Below are 13,429 nucleotides of genomic sequence, written 5' to 3'. Positions count from 1 at the left end.
CGGCGTTCACACGGCGGAACTCGGAAAACTAGCAGTGTTAGTTACGGGCTCCGCACGACGTTACGACTTAGTGTGCCGCGCGTCCAGACCCGGTCGCCTCGGCCGGCTCGCGGCTCGCCGGGAGCGAGACCTCCGGACGCCGCGGCCTGGGGCATTTCTCGACCGCCGCCGCGCACTCCATGACCTTCGGCAACCTCAGCGCGGCGAGCGCGCCCAGCAGCAGCAGACCCGCGCTGACCAGGAGCGTGACATGGAGTCCGCTGACGAAGGAGTGGCGGGCCGTGGTGCGCAGCGCCTCGCCGGCCGAGCCACCGAGCCGGTCCGCCACCTGGTAGGCCTCACCCAGCGAGTGGGAGGCGGCCGCCCTGTCCCGGGCCGGGACTGAGGCGAGCGAGGAGAAGGCGGGTGCGTAGGCGGCGTTCATGACACTGCCGAGCATCGCGATGCCCATGCCCGCGCCCAGCTGGTATGAGGTCTCGCCGATGGCGGCCGCTCCGCCGGCCTGGTCCGCCGGGGCCTCGCTGAGCATCGACTCGTACGCGCCGAACAGCGTGGTCTGCAGCCCGAAGCCGAGCAGTACGAAGGCGGATGTGAGCAGCCAGGGCCGGTCGTGCTGTCCCATCAGGACCAGCAGCAGCACGGACGCGGCGGTCAGTGCAAAGCCCCAGCCGACCATCCTGCGCGGGCCAATGCGGTTGAGGGTGTGCGAACCGGTGGCGCCCGCGGCCATCGCGGCGAAGGTGAGCGGCAGCAGCCGCAGACCGGTCTCCAGCGGGCTGAGATCGAGCACCAGCTGGAGGTACTGGACGGCTATCAGTTCCAGGCCGACCAGGGCGAGCATCGCGAGGATGATGCAGCCGACCGAGGTGGAGAAGGCGGCCCTGGCGAACATCCGCATATCGATCAGCGGGTGTTCGCGGCGCCTTTGCCGCCGTACGAACAGGGCGAGCAGCGTGGCGCCCAGCAGCAGCGGTCCGGCCGTGCGGATATCGAGGAGACTGTCGCCGGCGCCCAGTCGCTTCACGCCGAGTACCACGCCGAGCACTCCGGCGGCGGCCATCAGCGCGCCGAGTACGTCCCACGGCCCGTCGGCGCTGCCCCTGGACTCGGGCAGCAGCCAGCGGCCGACGGGCAGTATCAGGGCCATCAGCGGAATGTTGATCAGGAAGACCGAGCCCCACCAGAAGTTCTCGACGAGAAAGCCGCCGAGGACCGGTCCGGTGGCCGCGCCGACCGCGGCGACCGCGGTCCATATGCCGATCGCCGTCGCCCGCTCCCGCCGGTCGGGGAAGACCGCGCGGAGTATCGAGAGCGTCGCGGGCATGATCATCGCGCCGCCGAAGCCGAGCAGGGCGCGGGCGGCTATCAGCACTTCCGGCGTGGTCGCGAGGGCGGCGACCGCGGATGCGATGCCGAATATGCCGTAGCCGAGCAGCAGCACCCGGCGGCGGCCGACCCGGTCGCCGAGCGTGCCGAAGAGGATCAGCAGCGAGGCGCAGATGAGGGGGTACGCGTCCACGATCCAGAGCAGCTCGACGCCGCTGGGGCGCAGATCCTCCGTGACGGCGGGCACTGCGACGTGCAGCACGGTCGCGTCCAGCGCGACGAGCAGCAGGCTGACGCAGAGGACGACAAGGACGACCCAGCGGTTTGCACCGCCGCCGGCGGCACGCAGACGTGCTCCGGCCGTGGTCGTCACGGACATGTACGTACCTCCCAGTGAGTCCCTCGCGCTCGGCGGGCCAGCCCGGGACTTTACCGCTGTCCCGCGGGGCGGCCCGGCATCGACGGGCGAGTGAGCCGTCAGCGTACGCGAGTTCCGGCGTGCGGCGCGTGGTCCAGCTCTCACCTCGCCGACCACCGGCATGTGGCGTACGCCACGCCACGGCCGGACCGGGACCGATCACGGACCGCACCGAACGAGGGCAGAATTCCGTGCGGGACGGCGGTGAACTATTATTTGCGCCCCAGAAAGGACCCCAGGTGAGGGCCCCGGAGCAATACGGATGCAAGGTCACCGGGATTTCCGAATTGGCCCGGAATAAATGCCGATCTGAGACCTACTCCACATCACATCGTCATCACAAAGACGCTGGTTCGGCCTAGCCGCACCTTCACTCGCTGTAACGTCGATTGGGTGCGTACCGACATCTTTGCCCGCCTGGACCGGGAGCCGGAGCCGCCGAAGATAGAGATCCCGCGGATGAGCCGCATCCGTCTCGCCCTCTTCGGCGGGACTTCTGCGTTCTATCTCGCCATCGTCGTGGCCGTGTTGGCCCCGACCTGGTTGGTGATCATCGACTGGAAGGTCATGCTCTTCCGGCCCTACCAGCAGTGGCCGGAGCTGCACGCCTTCCTCGACTACTTCGTGGTGCTCGGACAGCGCGGACCGACGGCCGTGATGGTGGCGGCCTGGCTGGGCTGGCGCTCCTGGCGCCAGCACACGCTGCGTCCCCTGCTGGCCCTCGGCGCCGCGCTGCTCCTGCTCAATGCGACGGTGGGCGCCGTCAAGATCGGACTCGGCCGCCTCGGCCCCCACTACGCGACGCAGATCGGCTCCGCCGAGCTCTTCGCCGGCGGCGATATATTTCCTTCCGGGCACACCGCCAACGCGGTCGTGACCTGGGGAATCCTGGCGTATCTGGCCACCACTCCGCGGGCCAGACGCTATCTGTCGGCCCTGTCGGCAGTGGTCTCCCTGGGCGTCGGACTGACCACCGTGTACCTCGGTACGCACTGGCTGAGTGATGTGCTGCTCGGCTGGGCGGCCGGGCTGCTGATCCTGCTCGCGCTGCCCTGGTGCGAGCCGCTGATCGGCAGCGCGGAGGCCTGGATCCTCTCGCTGCGCGAGCAGTGGCGTGCGCGCCGTCGGCTCGCTCCCTCGCTGCCGGTTGCCGCCGGCGGGCCGAGGCCCGGGATATTCCCGCAGCGTGGACCGTCCGAGGAGCAAGAGCCGGCTCGCGAGCCGGTGGCCGTGGTCGGCGGCAGGACCACCGGCCGTACGACGACCCAACTCGCCCAGCCCAGGCCGCACACGGTGCGTTCCGAGCGGACGCCCGTCACGCCGTCCGGCAGCCGCCGTCCACCGACGTCGCGGCCGGCGACGGGCGGCTGAGGCCGGCCCGCCCTGCCCACATATGACGCGGGCCCCGACCAATCCGGTCGGGGCCCGCGTCGTGTCTCTGCCGGCCGCGTCAGCCGAGCCAGCAGCGGGTGACTTTGCCGCCCTGCACCTCGAAGTTGAGCCGGCCCACCAGGTACTCCATGGTGATGATCGCGCCCGGCGGGAGCGACCTTACGGTGGTCCAGCCGCGTTCACGGGCCTGCTGCTCGGCGCCCTCGGCGGGGAGGCCGACATACGACTCCGGAGAGTCGTCGGGCTGCTTGGGAGGGGTCGGTTTCGGTGCCATGACACCCACCGTAGGCGGCCGCGGACGGTGACGGAAGCGGGGGGCGAAGCCTGCGTCAGCAGCCCCACGTACGCCACCGGTCACGCTTCTGTCACAGGACCGCGACACGCGTTCAGCTCAAACTCCATCACTCGAACGAGCAGTTCATCGCGGCCCCCATGACAATTCGAAACCTCCTCGTGATCACGCTGAATTCCTGCGTGGAATTGTCCGGGGCAGAGGTCGGCGGGTGAATTGACAGACCGTTGGAGAATTCACCGGTTCCTTACACAATCCCCCCGCTGCTTGGAACGTTCCCGGCGCCGAGCGCGCGGGAAAGGCGGTCCCGGACCGTCCTGATGTGCTCGGTCAGCTCCGGCGGCTCGACCACCTCGAAGTCCACTCCCATGAGCATCACATGGATCACCAGTACGTCCAGGCTGGCCGCCCCCGTGCGCAGCAGCGAGGTCTTCTCGTCGACCGCCTCCACGACGCCGTCGGAGGGGCCGATGATCTGCGCGGCCAGCTCTGCGGAGGTGTGCAGCCGGATGACCGCCTGCGCTGCGTAGACGTGGGTGGAGACGCCCTTGGAGACATACGCGGCCAGATCCTCGGCCGGTGGAGTACGGGGCTCGAAGCGCGGGCCGTGCGGCGGCTTCGGGGTGATCCGGTCGGCCCGGAACGTACGCCAGTCGCCGCGGTCCAGGTCCCAGGCGACCAGATACCAGCGGCGCTCGGTGCACACCAGCCGGTGCGGTTCGACGGTGCGGCGGGTGCTGGAGCCGCTGTGGTCGAGGTAGGCGAAGCGCAAGCGCTCGCTGTCCCGGCAGGCGTTGGCCAGTTCGGTGAGGACGGAGGCGTCGACCTGGGCCTGAGGCGCCCGCAGCATCGGCACGGTGAAGGCGTTGAGCGCACCGACCCGGCGGCGCAGCCGGTTCGGCAGCACCTGCTCCAGCTTGGCCAGGGCGCGTACGGAGGTCTCGCCGATGCCTTCGATGCCTTGGCCGGCGGCGGTGCGCAGGCCGACCGCGACGGCCACCGCCTCTTCGTCGTCGAGCAGCAGCGGGGGCAGCTCGGCCCCGGCGCCGAGCTGATAGCCGCCGCCGGTGCCGGGGCTGGCGTTGACCGGGTAGCCGAGCTCGCGCAGCCGGTCCACGTCGCGCCGTACCGTGCGCGGTGTGACGCCCAGCCGGTCGGCCAGGTCGGCGCCCGACCATTCGCGGTGGGCCTGCAGCAGTGAGAGCAGGCGCAGCAGTCGTGCCGATGTCTCCAACATGCACGGAAGTCTGCCAGCCCTTGAGGACAGCGGCTGTCCTCAAGGCTGGCGCACAAGGGCCTTCTTCAGCTCACTGCGCCGACCCGGACACAGAGTTCGTTGTCGCTCTTGTAGCAGGGAAGAGCCCGGTAGGTGTCCGTCGCCTGCGCCGGGTAGACGAAGATGTTCCTCCTGTCCCAGACGTCGTCCAGGAGGCGGGCGATCCGTATCCCGGCGGCGTCCGCGGCGGGCAGCAGCCACAGGTCCCACAACTGCTCCTTGTCGAGGGGCTGTTCGGCCATCGCGCCGAACGACAGGGTGAAGGAGAAGGCCCTGCCCCCGCCGCTCGCCGGGGCCCGGAGCACATGGGTGCTGCCGCGCAGCCGCGCCTCGGCGACAGCCCCCTCCCCCAGCTCGGCGCCGTACAGCACGCCCTGGACCGTCATGGCACCGCGCTCCGGCGCGAGAGTGATGTCCCCGGCCTCGGCGTGCGGCGCCCGCAGCCAGGAGCGCACGGCGAGCCTGCCGTCCACGGTCGGGTAGGGGACCCGCGCAGCCACCCGGTCTGCGTCCGGCGCCCGGTCCACGAGCGCCCGCAGATCACGGATGCCGGGCTCGACGGCCTCGTCGCCGACGTACGCGTCCCAGGTGCCCTCGGCCAGCTCGACCGTGCTCGGCAGTACGGCACGCGAGGTGCCGTCCCCCGAGGGAGTGAGCGGCAGCCGTGTCTCGTCCGCCGCGGCCTCGCCCCCGCGCCGCTTCAGCACGAGCACGGCGTCCGGCGCGCCCCCTCCCGCGATGTCGAAGGTGACGCCGCCCGCGGAGTCGGCGATGCAGTGGGCGCGGGGCGCCCGCCGCTCGGTGTCCGTGGTCATCAGGGTCACTTCCCTTTCCGGAGCAGGTCGCCGGCCAGCCGGCGCAGCGAGTACACGGCGTCGTACAGCGCGGCCCGGCCGCGGAGCACGGCGTCGCGCACGCGGCTGCGTTCGCCACGCGCGACCAGCTCGGTGAACACGGCCTCGTGGCGCTCGGCGATCCGTGCCGGGTCGAAGCGGGCGGAGGCGGCGAGCGCCGCCCTTCCGGTGCGCCGCCGCAGCTCGTCGTCCTCGATCAGCGAGAGCAGGGCGTCGGCGATCGCGTCCACGTCGCCGACCGGCACCAGACGGCCGTCCACACCGTCCTCGATGATCTCGCCCGGCCCGTGCGGGCAGTCGGTGGAGACGACGGGGACGCCGCAGCGCATCGCCTCGACGATCGTCATGCCGAACGATTCCAGGCTGGAGGTGACGGCGGCGATCGAGCCCTTGACCCACTCCGGCTCGAGGGGGTTCGCCGGGCCCATCAGGAAGACGTGGTTGTGCAGGGCGCGTTCGTCGATGAGGGCGCGCAGCGCGTTCCTCTCGTTGCCGGTCGCATCCCCGCTGCCGTAGATCCGCAGCCGCCAGTCGGGGCGGGCGGCGACCACCTTGGAGAAGGCCTCGACGAGCAGGTCGTACCGCTTGATCCGGGTCAGCCGGCCGGCCGCGACGATCCACTTGCCGGCGCAGTCGGCGGGCGCGACGAGGGGGGCGGGCACGCTGTTGGGCACCGACTCGATCCGTACGCCGGGCAGCTCCAGGCGTTCGCGGTAGGAACGGGCGTCCGCCTCGGTGACGGTGGTGACCGCGTCGAGGAGCGGGTAGCGGTGAGCGATCTCGCGGCGCATCCGCTGGCCGTGGCTGTCCAGCGTGAGGTGTTCCTGGGCGATGCGGACCGGGCCGCGGCGGGTCTGGCGGGCGATGTGCACATTGAGCCCGGGGCGGGTGCCGACGACGACATCGGCCCGCAGGGAGCGCAGATGGGCGGCAATCCTGGCGTCGGTGAGGCGGCTGTACTGCTTGTAGCGGCCCTCGCTGCGGGGGAAGACCCTGGCAGGGCGCTTGTGCTCCGGGTGGTCGCCGTCGTAGCCGGGGCTCTTCGTCCGCAGGTCGACGAGGTGCTTCATGGTGACGCCGGCCGGAGCGCCCATGGTGGGCTCGTCGCGGTGGCGGAAGACGGAGACGATCTCGACCTCATGGCGCACGGCCAGCGCCTCGGCGAGGTTGAAAGTGGTACGGATCGTCCCGCCGATGCCGTACGCGTTGTGGAGCAGAAAAGAGATGTGCATGCGCTGCCGCGCCCCCAGTTTTCGTGTGTGCAGGAGTGGACTTTACTTGTCTCCTAAGGCCGATACGGGAGCTGGGGCACGGTGAAGCAGTTCTTCGTCATGTCGCCCTGGGTGACCCAGCCCCTGCCGTCCTGCCAGCGGGCGACGGACAGACAGGTGCGGCGGGTCTTCGGGGGTTCGGCGAGCTTCTCGAAGGCGACGGGCAGCAACAGGCCGCGGGCGGTGTACGGCTCGGGGCGGTTCATGAACCGCTCGACGCAGGCGCGGCTGAGATCCGCCTTGCAGGACCGGGCAGCGTCGGTGAACCACATGGCGGCCGCCCAGCCCTCCAGTTGCCACTGGGAGAGCTCGCGGCCCTTCATAGCGGCACGGAATGCGCGTACGGCGGGATGGTTCACGTCCTCGTAGTTGCGGCTCGATCCGGTCACCCACAGCGCATTGCGGCAGCTCGGCGCGGACTTGAAGTCCTTGGGCACGGTCGATGCCCAGTTCTGCACATTGGTGACCTTGGCGGTGACGTGCACGCCGAGGGAGTCCATCGCCTCGCACAGTTGGGCGTTGCCGTGTGTGTCCAGGGCGTCGAAGACGAGGTCGGCGCCCTGCTGTCCGATGTCGGCCGCGACGGCGCGGAAGTTGGGCAGGACGAAGTCGACCTGCTCGGTGACGACGTGATAGCCCTCGGCGCTCAGGCCCTGGGTGATCAGACGGGCGTACGCGGCGGATGATGCCTGGTTGTAGGAGACGACGGCGGCGGTGCGGGCGCCCTGGGTCCTCTTGAAGTAGCGGTAGACCTCGGTGCCGCCGTAGAGGGTGCCGTGCCAGCCGGGGGCGTCGCCGGTGCGCGGGGCGAGGCTGCCGTAGATGCCGTACAGATGCGGATAGGTGTCGTAGGCGGGGCCGATGGGCTGGCCGCCGATGTCGGGGATGCCGGCCTTGGCGACGAGGGGTGCGCCCGCGTAGTCCAGGGCGGTGGTGGCGACCAGGGCGAAGACCTTCTGCTCGTCGATCAGCTTGTGCACGCACTCGTTGTTTCCGACGCCGCTGCCGCCGTCGTCGCAGGTGAGCACTTCGATGCGGCGGCCGTCGACGCCGCCGTCGGCGTTGAGCCTGTCGAAATAGGCCTTGGCTCCCTCGCCGGGGCCGGTGAAGGCGGCGCCGCCGACCGGGCTGGTGGCGCTGGAGATGATCCCGACGCGGATCGGTTCCGCGCCGCTGCTTCGTACGGGTGATGAGGTGCCCTCGAAGGCGCTCTCCGGCAGCCGGCTGCCGCAGGCGGCGCTCCCGGTCAGGAGAGCCGCGAGCAGCAGGGCTTCAGCAGCCCGGCGCGGCCGCATTGCCGCTGAGCTGGACCAGGGCGCAGAGCGTCTTCACGGAGACCTTCCAGGTCTGGTCCTGGTAGACAGCGCTGCCCTTGGAGCCGGGCAGGGCGGGGGTGCCGCCGACCAGCAGGTCATAGGTGACGGTGGCCTCGGTGGCCGAGGTGAACTGCACGTCCGTGACCTTCGCCGAGGACTGCGCGGCGTTCTTGTCGCCGCTGAACGCGGCCAGCAGCGGCCGCAGTTGGTCGCCGTTCTGCAGGACCTTGACCTTGGCGTCCGTGGTCGCCTTGGGATCGAAGAACGTCGTCCAGTTCTTCATGATCTCGGCCTTGGCGGCGGCGGGGTCGGCGGGGGCGTTCGTGGCCGGCGCGCTGGTCGTGGGCGGGGCCGTGGCGGTCGGGGTCGGGGTCGTGGACCCGCCGCCACCGTCGTCCGAACATCCTGCGGCGGCGGGTACGAGTATCAGTACCGCGGCGGCCGCCCATGCCGCGGTTCTGGGGTGCCTGACATGGACCATCTGGCTCACCACCGGTTGTCGGCTTCCAGCGTCTGTCCGTTCAGGGCATAGTGCAAGGAATCGGCGTACATCACCAGACGTACATCATCAGGCGTCCGTCACCGGACGTACGTCACCAGAGCGGGAGGCTCCTCATGCCGACGTCCCGGCTGCTGTGGTGGGGCGGGCTCGCGGCGGCCGCGGGAGGTGCGGTGCTGTGCGCGATCGGCTGGTACGGAGTGTCCGGCGAGCGCTTCGCCGCGCGGCAGATCCCCTATCTGGCCTCCTGCACCGTGCCGGGTGCGGCGCTGCTGGTGGCGGGGGCGGTGCTGTTGGCCGCGGGACGGTTTGCCGCACGGAGCGAGGCCGAGGCGGTCGCCGCAGCCCAGGAGGCCCCGGCCGCGCCGGACGTCCCGGCCTGGGACCCGCCGTCGTCGGACGGGCCCGTGCTGTGTGTGCCCGGCGGGACGCTGGCGCACCGCCCTGACTGCCCGCTGGTCGCGGGCAAACCGGAGGCCGAGCCGGTCGGAGACCGCAAGCTCGGCCCGTGCCCCGTGTGCGAGCCGCAGGTCTGAACGGGTGAGCTCGCTGACGTACGACCTCACCCTCGCGGGGCTCGCGGTCGGCAGTGCGGCCGCGCTCACCGGGATCGGACTGATCGTCACCTACCGGGCGACGGGCGTGCTCAATCTGGCGCACGGCGCCATCGCGATGGTCTGCGCGTATGTGCTGCGGCAGTTCGCGGTGGAGTGGGGCTGGCCGCTGCCGCTGGCCGCGGCGGTGACGCTGCTGGTGGTCGCCCCCGGGATCGGGCTGGTCCTGGACCGGCTGGTCTTCCGCCCGATCGCGATCCTCGAGGTCGATCCGGCACGCGCTCTGGTCGCGTCGATCGGTGTGTTCGTGCTTCTCGTCGGGGGCGCGGCACTGGTGTGGGGCAGCGGGGCACGGGCGGATGCGCCGCAACTGCTGCCCGACGATCCGTGGCTGCAGCTGGCGGCGGTGCTGCTGCTGGCCGCGCTGGTCACCGCGGTCACCCGGTGGACCCGCTTCGGCCGTGAGCTGCGCGCCGTCGTCGACAACCGCACGCTCGCGGCACTGGGTGGTATCGACGCGGACCGGGTGTCGGCGGTGGGCTGGGCGTTCGGCTCGTTCACGGCCGGATTCACGGGTGTGCTGCTCGCTCCGTACGTACGCCTGGATCCCTACGGTCTGCCGCTGCTGGTCGTCGAGGTGATCGCGGTCGCTGTGCTGGCGCGGATGAAGAGCCTGACCGTGGCGGTGGTCTCGGCGCTGGCGATCGGTGTGGCGCAGGCACAGATGACCAGGCTGCATCCGTCGGGGTGGGAGGAGTCCCTGCTCCAGGCGGTGGGCGCGAACCTGTTCGTGGTGGCGCTGCTGATCGCGGCGCTGGTGCTGCCGGGGGTGGGCGCGCAGGGCACGGTGGCGCGGGCGGCCGCGCCGGCGGTGCGCGTGCCCGGTGTCGTGTGGCTGGTGGCCGCGATCCTCTTCCTGCTCCCGCTGGGCCTCGCGGGCTCGGACCTGCACACGTCGATCCAGGTTCCGGCGCTGGCGGTGATTCTGCTGTCGCTGGTGGTGGTGACGGGCCGGGGCGGCCAGATCTCGCTGGGCCAGGCGGCGTACGCGGGTCTGGGCGCGCTCTTCACCGCGCTGCTGGCGGCCGGGCGCTTCCCCGCACTTCCGGCGATGCCCGAACTGCTCGCCCTGGCGGTCGCGGTGCTGCTGGTCGCACCGCTGGGCCTGCTGACGGGCTGGCCGGCGATCGGCCGCCACGGCCTGGCGCTGGCGCTGGCGACGCTGGCGGTGGGGGTAGGGGTGAGCCGCTTCGTCTTCGCGCAGCCGTACGCGACGGCGGGGCTCTCCCCGTCGCGGCCGGCGGGGCTCTCCTCCGACCGCGCGTACTACGTGGTCGAACTGGTGGTCCTGGCGGGCGCGTTGCTGGCGGTCGCCGCGCTGCGCCGGGGCCGTACGGGCCGTGCGCTGGCGGCCCTGCGCGACCACGAGCCGGGCGCGTCGGCGGCGGGCGTCCGCGTCGCCTCCCTCAAACTCCTCGCCTTCGTCCTGGGCGCGGCCCTGGCGGCCCTGGGCGGCGGCCTGCTGGGCATGGGGCTGCGCGCCTTCGACCCCGCGGCGTACGACCCGATCCGCGGCCTGCTCTGGTTCGCCGCTGTGGTGGTCCTGGGCGCGGACAACCTGGTGGGCCCACTGGTCGCGGCGGCCCTGCTGGTGGGCCTGGACGCGGGAGCCCGGGGCGGTGTGGCGGCGGCGCTGATCGGCATCCTGGCGATCCTGATCGGCCGCTTCCCGGACGGCCCGAACCGGGTGCTGCAGGGGCTGGGCCTGGGCACACACCGGGTCCGCGGGCGGGCCGGAGCGACCCGCGAGACCACGGGCGCAAAGCCCCGGCCGGGGCGGGCCCACGGCTCCGGCGCGTCCGCTCATGAACTCGTCGCCCGCCAAGTACGGCTCAGATACCGGGACTTCACCGCCCTCGACGGCGTCGATATCACGCTCACCGCCGGACAGGTCACCGCCCTCGTCGGAGCCAACGGCGCCGGCAAGAGCACACTGTTCCACTGTCTGTGCGGGACCCTGCGGCCCGATGCCGGGCGGATCGAGCTAGACGGGATGGACATCACCCGGCGGGCGGCCCACGCGCGGACGCGGCTCGGGATCGCCAGGACATTCCAGCAGCTCGCGGTCTTCCCCTCGCTGACCGTCGAGGAGAACGTACGCATCGGTGCCGAGCAGGGCCGCAGGCGCGACCCCTCCGCCGTCGGGCCCGTGCTGCGGCTGCTCGGGCTCGACGGGCCCATCCGGCACCAGCCCGCCGCCGGCCTTTCCACCGGGGCCCTGCGGCGCGTCGAGATCGGGCGGGCGCTCGCCGGGGGGCCGCACACCCTGCTGCTCGACGAGCCCGCCGCCGGGCTCGACGCCGTGGAGGCCGAGGCACTCGCCCGCATCCTCGGCGCGCTCGCCGCCGACGGTATGGCCGTGCTGGTCGTCGAGCACGATCTCGATCTCGTCGCGCGCATCGCACACACCGTGCATGTCATGGAGGCGGGGCGGATCGTGCGATGACCCTGGAGATCGAGCTGCGCGGCGCCCGCGTACGGTACGGCCCCCTGGAGGCCCTGCACGGCGTCCGTCTTCCCGTACCCGCCGGCGCCCTCACCGTGCTGATCGGGCGCAACGGCTCGGGCCGTACCACCGCCCTGCGCGCGCTCGCCGGGACCGTGCCGCTCTGTGCCGGGCGGGTGCTGTGGCGCGGCGCCGACGTCACGGGCCTGCACGCCCACGAACGGGCCCGCCGCGGCATGTGCTTCGTACCGGATCTGCGTGCCGTGTACGACACCCTCACCGTCGCGGAGAATCTCGGACTCGCCGCGCCGGACGGGGACTTCGCCCGTGCCCTCGACGGCTATCCCGCTCTGCGGCCGCTGCTGGCACGCCGTGCCGGCACCCTCTCCGGCGGCGAACAGCGCATGCTCGCGGTCTGCCGCGCGCTCTTGTCGCCCGCCCGCGTGCTCCTCCTCGACGAACCCGCCCAGGGCCTGTCGCCCGCCGTCGCGGCACGCACGTACGAACTCCTGCGCGCCCTCGACGCCGCCGTGGTCGTCGCCGAACAGCGCCTGCCACCCGGTCTGGGCAACGGCCGCACACCGGTCCTCGTCCATGAACTGCGCCGTGGCTCCGTCGCGTTCAGCGGCGAGTCCGCCGAGCTTGCCGCGGAATGACCCGCGATCGCATCCCGCCTCGCGGCGTGGGCAGCCCCTCCGGTCCGGACCGGAGGGGCTGCCCGCGTGCACCTCAGAGCGCGAGCCGCTGCCCCGGCACGATGACGTCCGGATCAGCGCCGATGACGGCCTTGTTGGCGGCGTACAGAGCGCGCCAGTCCGTGCCGTGCGCTGCCCCGATCCCGCTCAGGGTGTCGCCGCGCCGGACGGTGTAGTCGCCGCCGCGTGCGCTGCCGCGGTCGGTGTGGGCCGTTGCCCGCTCCGGCGTCTTTGCCGGAGCCGTGGTCCTGGCCTTGAGCTTGGTCTTGGCCTTGAGCTTGGTCTTGGCCTTGAGCTTGGTCTTGGGCTTGGCCTTGTGGGCCGAGGGCTGCTCCGCCGTCGCCTTGGACGCCGGTGCGCTGCCGTATGCCCCGGCCCGCGACGAACAGGTGGGCCACGCGCCCCATCCCTGAGCCCGCTGGACCTTCGTGGCCACCGCGATCTGCTGTGCCTTGCTGGCCCCGTCCGCGGTGGACGCGTACGCCCCGCCGCCGTAGGCCCGCCAGGTCCCGGCGGAGAACTGCAGTCCGCCGTAGTAACCGTTGCCGGTGTTGATGTGCCAGTTTCCGCCGCTCTCGCACTGGGCGATGCGGTCCCATACCCCACTGTCCGCGGCTTGGGCCTCGCCCGTGGCGCTGAGCAGGGCCAGCGGCGCCACCAGTGCGGCGCCGACCAGCGCCGCCGTGTCACGCCTGCGTATGGAACGGGAACTCGTGAACATCAAATCCCTCTCGAAGGACCCGGGGTCCCTCAAAGCGGTGCGGACTTCGACGCATCCGGCGTCTTCGTCCGCTCCGCCCAGCCCGCCTGAGGCGGTGGTGCATCGGTGGTGCTGTGTGCCGCACTGGCTGTGCGGCCGGGCGGGCTGTCCCGGGCGGTGCTCTCTGCACACGGCGGAGGAATCTAGGGACGTCAAGCCGCTGACATCAACCAATCCCCTGTCGTGCCAGGCCAGTTACCCGTTACTCGCAGTAGCGGCGATATCCGGACACCCACTTGATTCGCCGATTTCATGATTTGTCGACCAACT

General features: G+C 71.6%; 12 protein-coding genes. 4 read left to right on the top strand and 8 right to left on the bottom strand.

Annotation, left to right across the window (positions count from 1 at the left end):
• Positions 1-67 precede the first annotated feature (67 nt).
• Positions 68-1,705, bottom strand: a complete 1,638-nt coding sequence (locus tag OG729_RS31235; RefSeq protein WP_405809244.1) for an MFS transporter — start codon at positions 1,703-1,705, stop codon at positions 68-70.
• A 432-nt stretch (positions 1,706-2,137) separates the two neighbouring features.
• On the opposite strand from OG729_RS31235, the gene OG729_RS31230 reads away from it, so the two are divergent.
• Positions 2,138-3,115 carry a phosphatase PAP2 family protein gene (locus OG729_RS31230; RefSeq protein ID WP_360881475.1) on the top strand — a complete coding sequence of 326 codons (978 nt, stop codon included), beginning with the start codon at positions 2,138-2,140 and terminating at the stop codon, positions 3,113-3,115.
• Positions 3,116-3,194: 79 nt separating this feature from the next.
• On the opposite strand, the gene OG729_RS31225 is transcribed toward OG729_RS31230, so the two are convergent.
• The 6 genes from OG729_RS31225 to OG729_RS31200 all read right to left on the bottom strand — a co-directional run bounded on the left by OG729_RS31225 (position 3,195) and on the right by OG729_RS31200 (position 8,626).
• Positions 3,195-3,410, bottom strand: a complete 216-nt coding sequence (locus tag OG729_RS31225) for an I78 family peptidase inhibitor (protein ID WP_360881473.1) — start codon at positions 3,408-3,410, stop codon at positions 3,195-3,197.
• Between the two features lie 265 nt (positions 3,411-3,675).
• The gene (locus tag OG729_RS31220) at positions 3,676-4,665 is read right to left on the bottom strand and encodes a helix-turn-helix transcriptional regulator (protein ID WP_405809241.1); all 990 of its coding nucleotides are present in this window, start codon (positions 4,663-4,665) and stop codon (positions 3,676-3,678) included.
• 65 nt (positions 4,666-4,730) lie between these two features.
• On the bottom strand, positions 4,731-5,519 hold the full coding sequence (locus OG729_RS31215; RefSeq protein WP_405809240.1) for a hypothetical protein: 789 nt from the start codon (positions 5,517-5,519) through the stop codon (positions 4,731-4,733).
• 5 nt (positions 5,520-5,524) lie between these two features.
• Positions 5,525-6,790, bottom strand: a complete 1,266-nt coding sequence (locus OG729_RS31210) for a glycosyltransferase family 4 protein (RefSeq protein ID WP_405809238.1) — start codon at positions 6,788-6,790, stop codon at positions 5,525-5,527.
• Positions 6,791-6,843: 53 nt separating this feature from the next.
• Positions 6,844-8,124: an ABC transporter substrate-binding protein gene (locus OG729_RS31205; RefSeq protein ID WP_405809236.1), complete on the bottom strand. Its 1,281-nt coding sequence runs from the start codon at positions 8,122-8,124 to the stop codon at positions 6,844-6,846.
• On the bottom strand, positions 8,102-8,626 hold the full coding sequence (locus tag OG729_RS31200) for a hypothetical protein (protein WP_405809234.1): 525 nt from the start codon (positions 8,624-8,626) through the stop codon (positions 8,102-8,104). The genes OG729_RS31205 and OG729_RS31200 overlap by 23 nt, the downstream gene beginning before the upstream one ends.
• A gap of 134 nt (positions 8,627-8,760) precedes the next feature.
• Between OG729_RS31200 and OG729_RS31195 the strand changes: the two genes are divergently transcribed.
• Genes OG729_RS31195 through OG729_RS31185 form a run of 3 tightly spaced genes read left to right on the top strand, consistent with a single transcriptional unit; the run spans position 8,761 to position 12,360 of the window.
• On the top strand, positions 8,761-9,180 hold the full coding sequence (locus OG729_RS31195; protein WP_405809232.1) for a hypothetical protein: 420 nt from the start codon (positions 8,761-8,763) through the stop codon (positions 9,178-9,180).
• A gap of 4 nt (positions 9,181-9,184) precedes the next feature.
• Positions 9,185-11,704 carry an ABC transporter permease subunit gene (locus tag OG729_RS31190; protein WP_405809230.1) on the top strand — a complete coding sequence of 840 codons (2,520 nt, stop codon included), beginning with the start codon at positions 9,185-9,187 and terminating at the stop codon, positions 11,702-11,704.
• Positions 11,701-12,360, top strand: coding sequence for an ATP-binding cassette domain-containing protein (locus OG729_RS31185; protein WP_405809228.1), 660 nt, complete (start codon positions 11,701-11,703; stop codon positions 12,358-12,360). Before OG729_RS31190 ends, OG729_RS31185 begins: the two co-directional genes overlap by 4 nt.
• Before the next feature lie 73 nt (positions 12,361-12,433).
• Here the strand turns inward: OG729_RS31185 and OG729_RS31180 are convergent, their stop codons facing one another.
• Positions 12,434-13,120, bottom strand: coding sequence for a transglycosylase family protein (locus OG729_RS31180; protein ID WP_405809226.1), 687 nt, complete (start codon positions 13,118-13,120; stop codon positions 12,434-12,436).
• Positions 13,121-13,429 lie beyond the last annotated feature (309 nt).

The organism is Streptomyces sp. NBC_00210 (genome assembly GCF_045160975.1).
Taxonomy (GTDB): Bacteria; Actinomycetota; Actinomycetes; order Streptomycetales; family Streptomycetaceae; genus Streptomyces.
The sequence above is the reverse complement of the archived record's forward strand: the minus strand, read 5'-3'. Positions and strand labels throughout refer to the sequence as shown.

Bases quoted from the DNA above. Each gene is read 5' to 3' on its own strand.
- OG729_RS31185 (WP_405809228.1), top strand. From the start codon at position 11,701: ATGACCCTGGAGATCGAGCTGCGCGGCGCCCGCGTACGGTACGGCCCC.
- OG729_RS31195 (WP_405809232.1), top strand. From the start codon at position 8,761: ATGCCGACGTCCCGGCTGCTGTGGTGGGGCGGGCTCGCGGCGGCCGCG.
- OG729_RS31220 (WP_405809241.1), bottom strand. From the start codon at position 4,665: ATGTTGGAGACATCGGCACGACTGCTGCGCCTGCTCTCACTGCTGCAG.
- OG729_RS31210 (WP_405809238.1), bottom strand. From the start codon at position 6,790: ATGCACATCTCTTTTCTGCTCCACAACGCGTACGGCATCGGCGGGACG.
- OG729_RS31215 (WP_405809240.1), bottom strand. From the start codon at position 5,519: ATGACCACGGACACCGAGCGGCGGGCGCCCCGCGCCCACTGCATCGCC.
- OG729_RS31200 (WP_405809234.1), bottom strand. From the start codon at position 8,626: ATGGTCCATGTCAGGCACCCCAGAACCGCGGCATGGGCGGCCGCCGCG.
- OG729_RS31235 (WP_405809244.1), bottom strand. From the start codon at position 1,705: ATGTCCGTGACGACCACGGCCGGAGCACGTCTGCGTGCCGCCGGCGGC.
- OG729_RS31180 (WP_405809226.1), bottom strand. From the start codon at position 13,120: ATGTTCACGAGTTCCCGTTCCATACGCAGGCGTGACACGGCGGCGCTG.
- OG729_RS31205 (WP_405809236.1), bottom strand. From the start codon at position 8,124: ATGCGGCCGCGCCGGGCTGCTGAAGCCCTGCTGCTCGCGGCTCTCCTG.
- OG729_RS31225 (WP_360881473.1), bottom strand. From the start codon at position 3,410: ATGGCACCGAAACCGACCCCTCCCAAGCAGCCCGACGACTCTCCGGAG.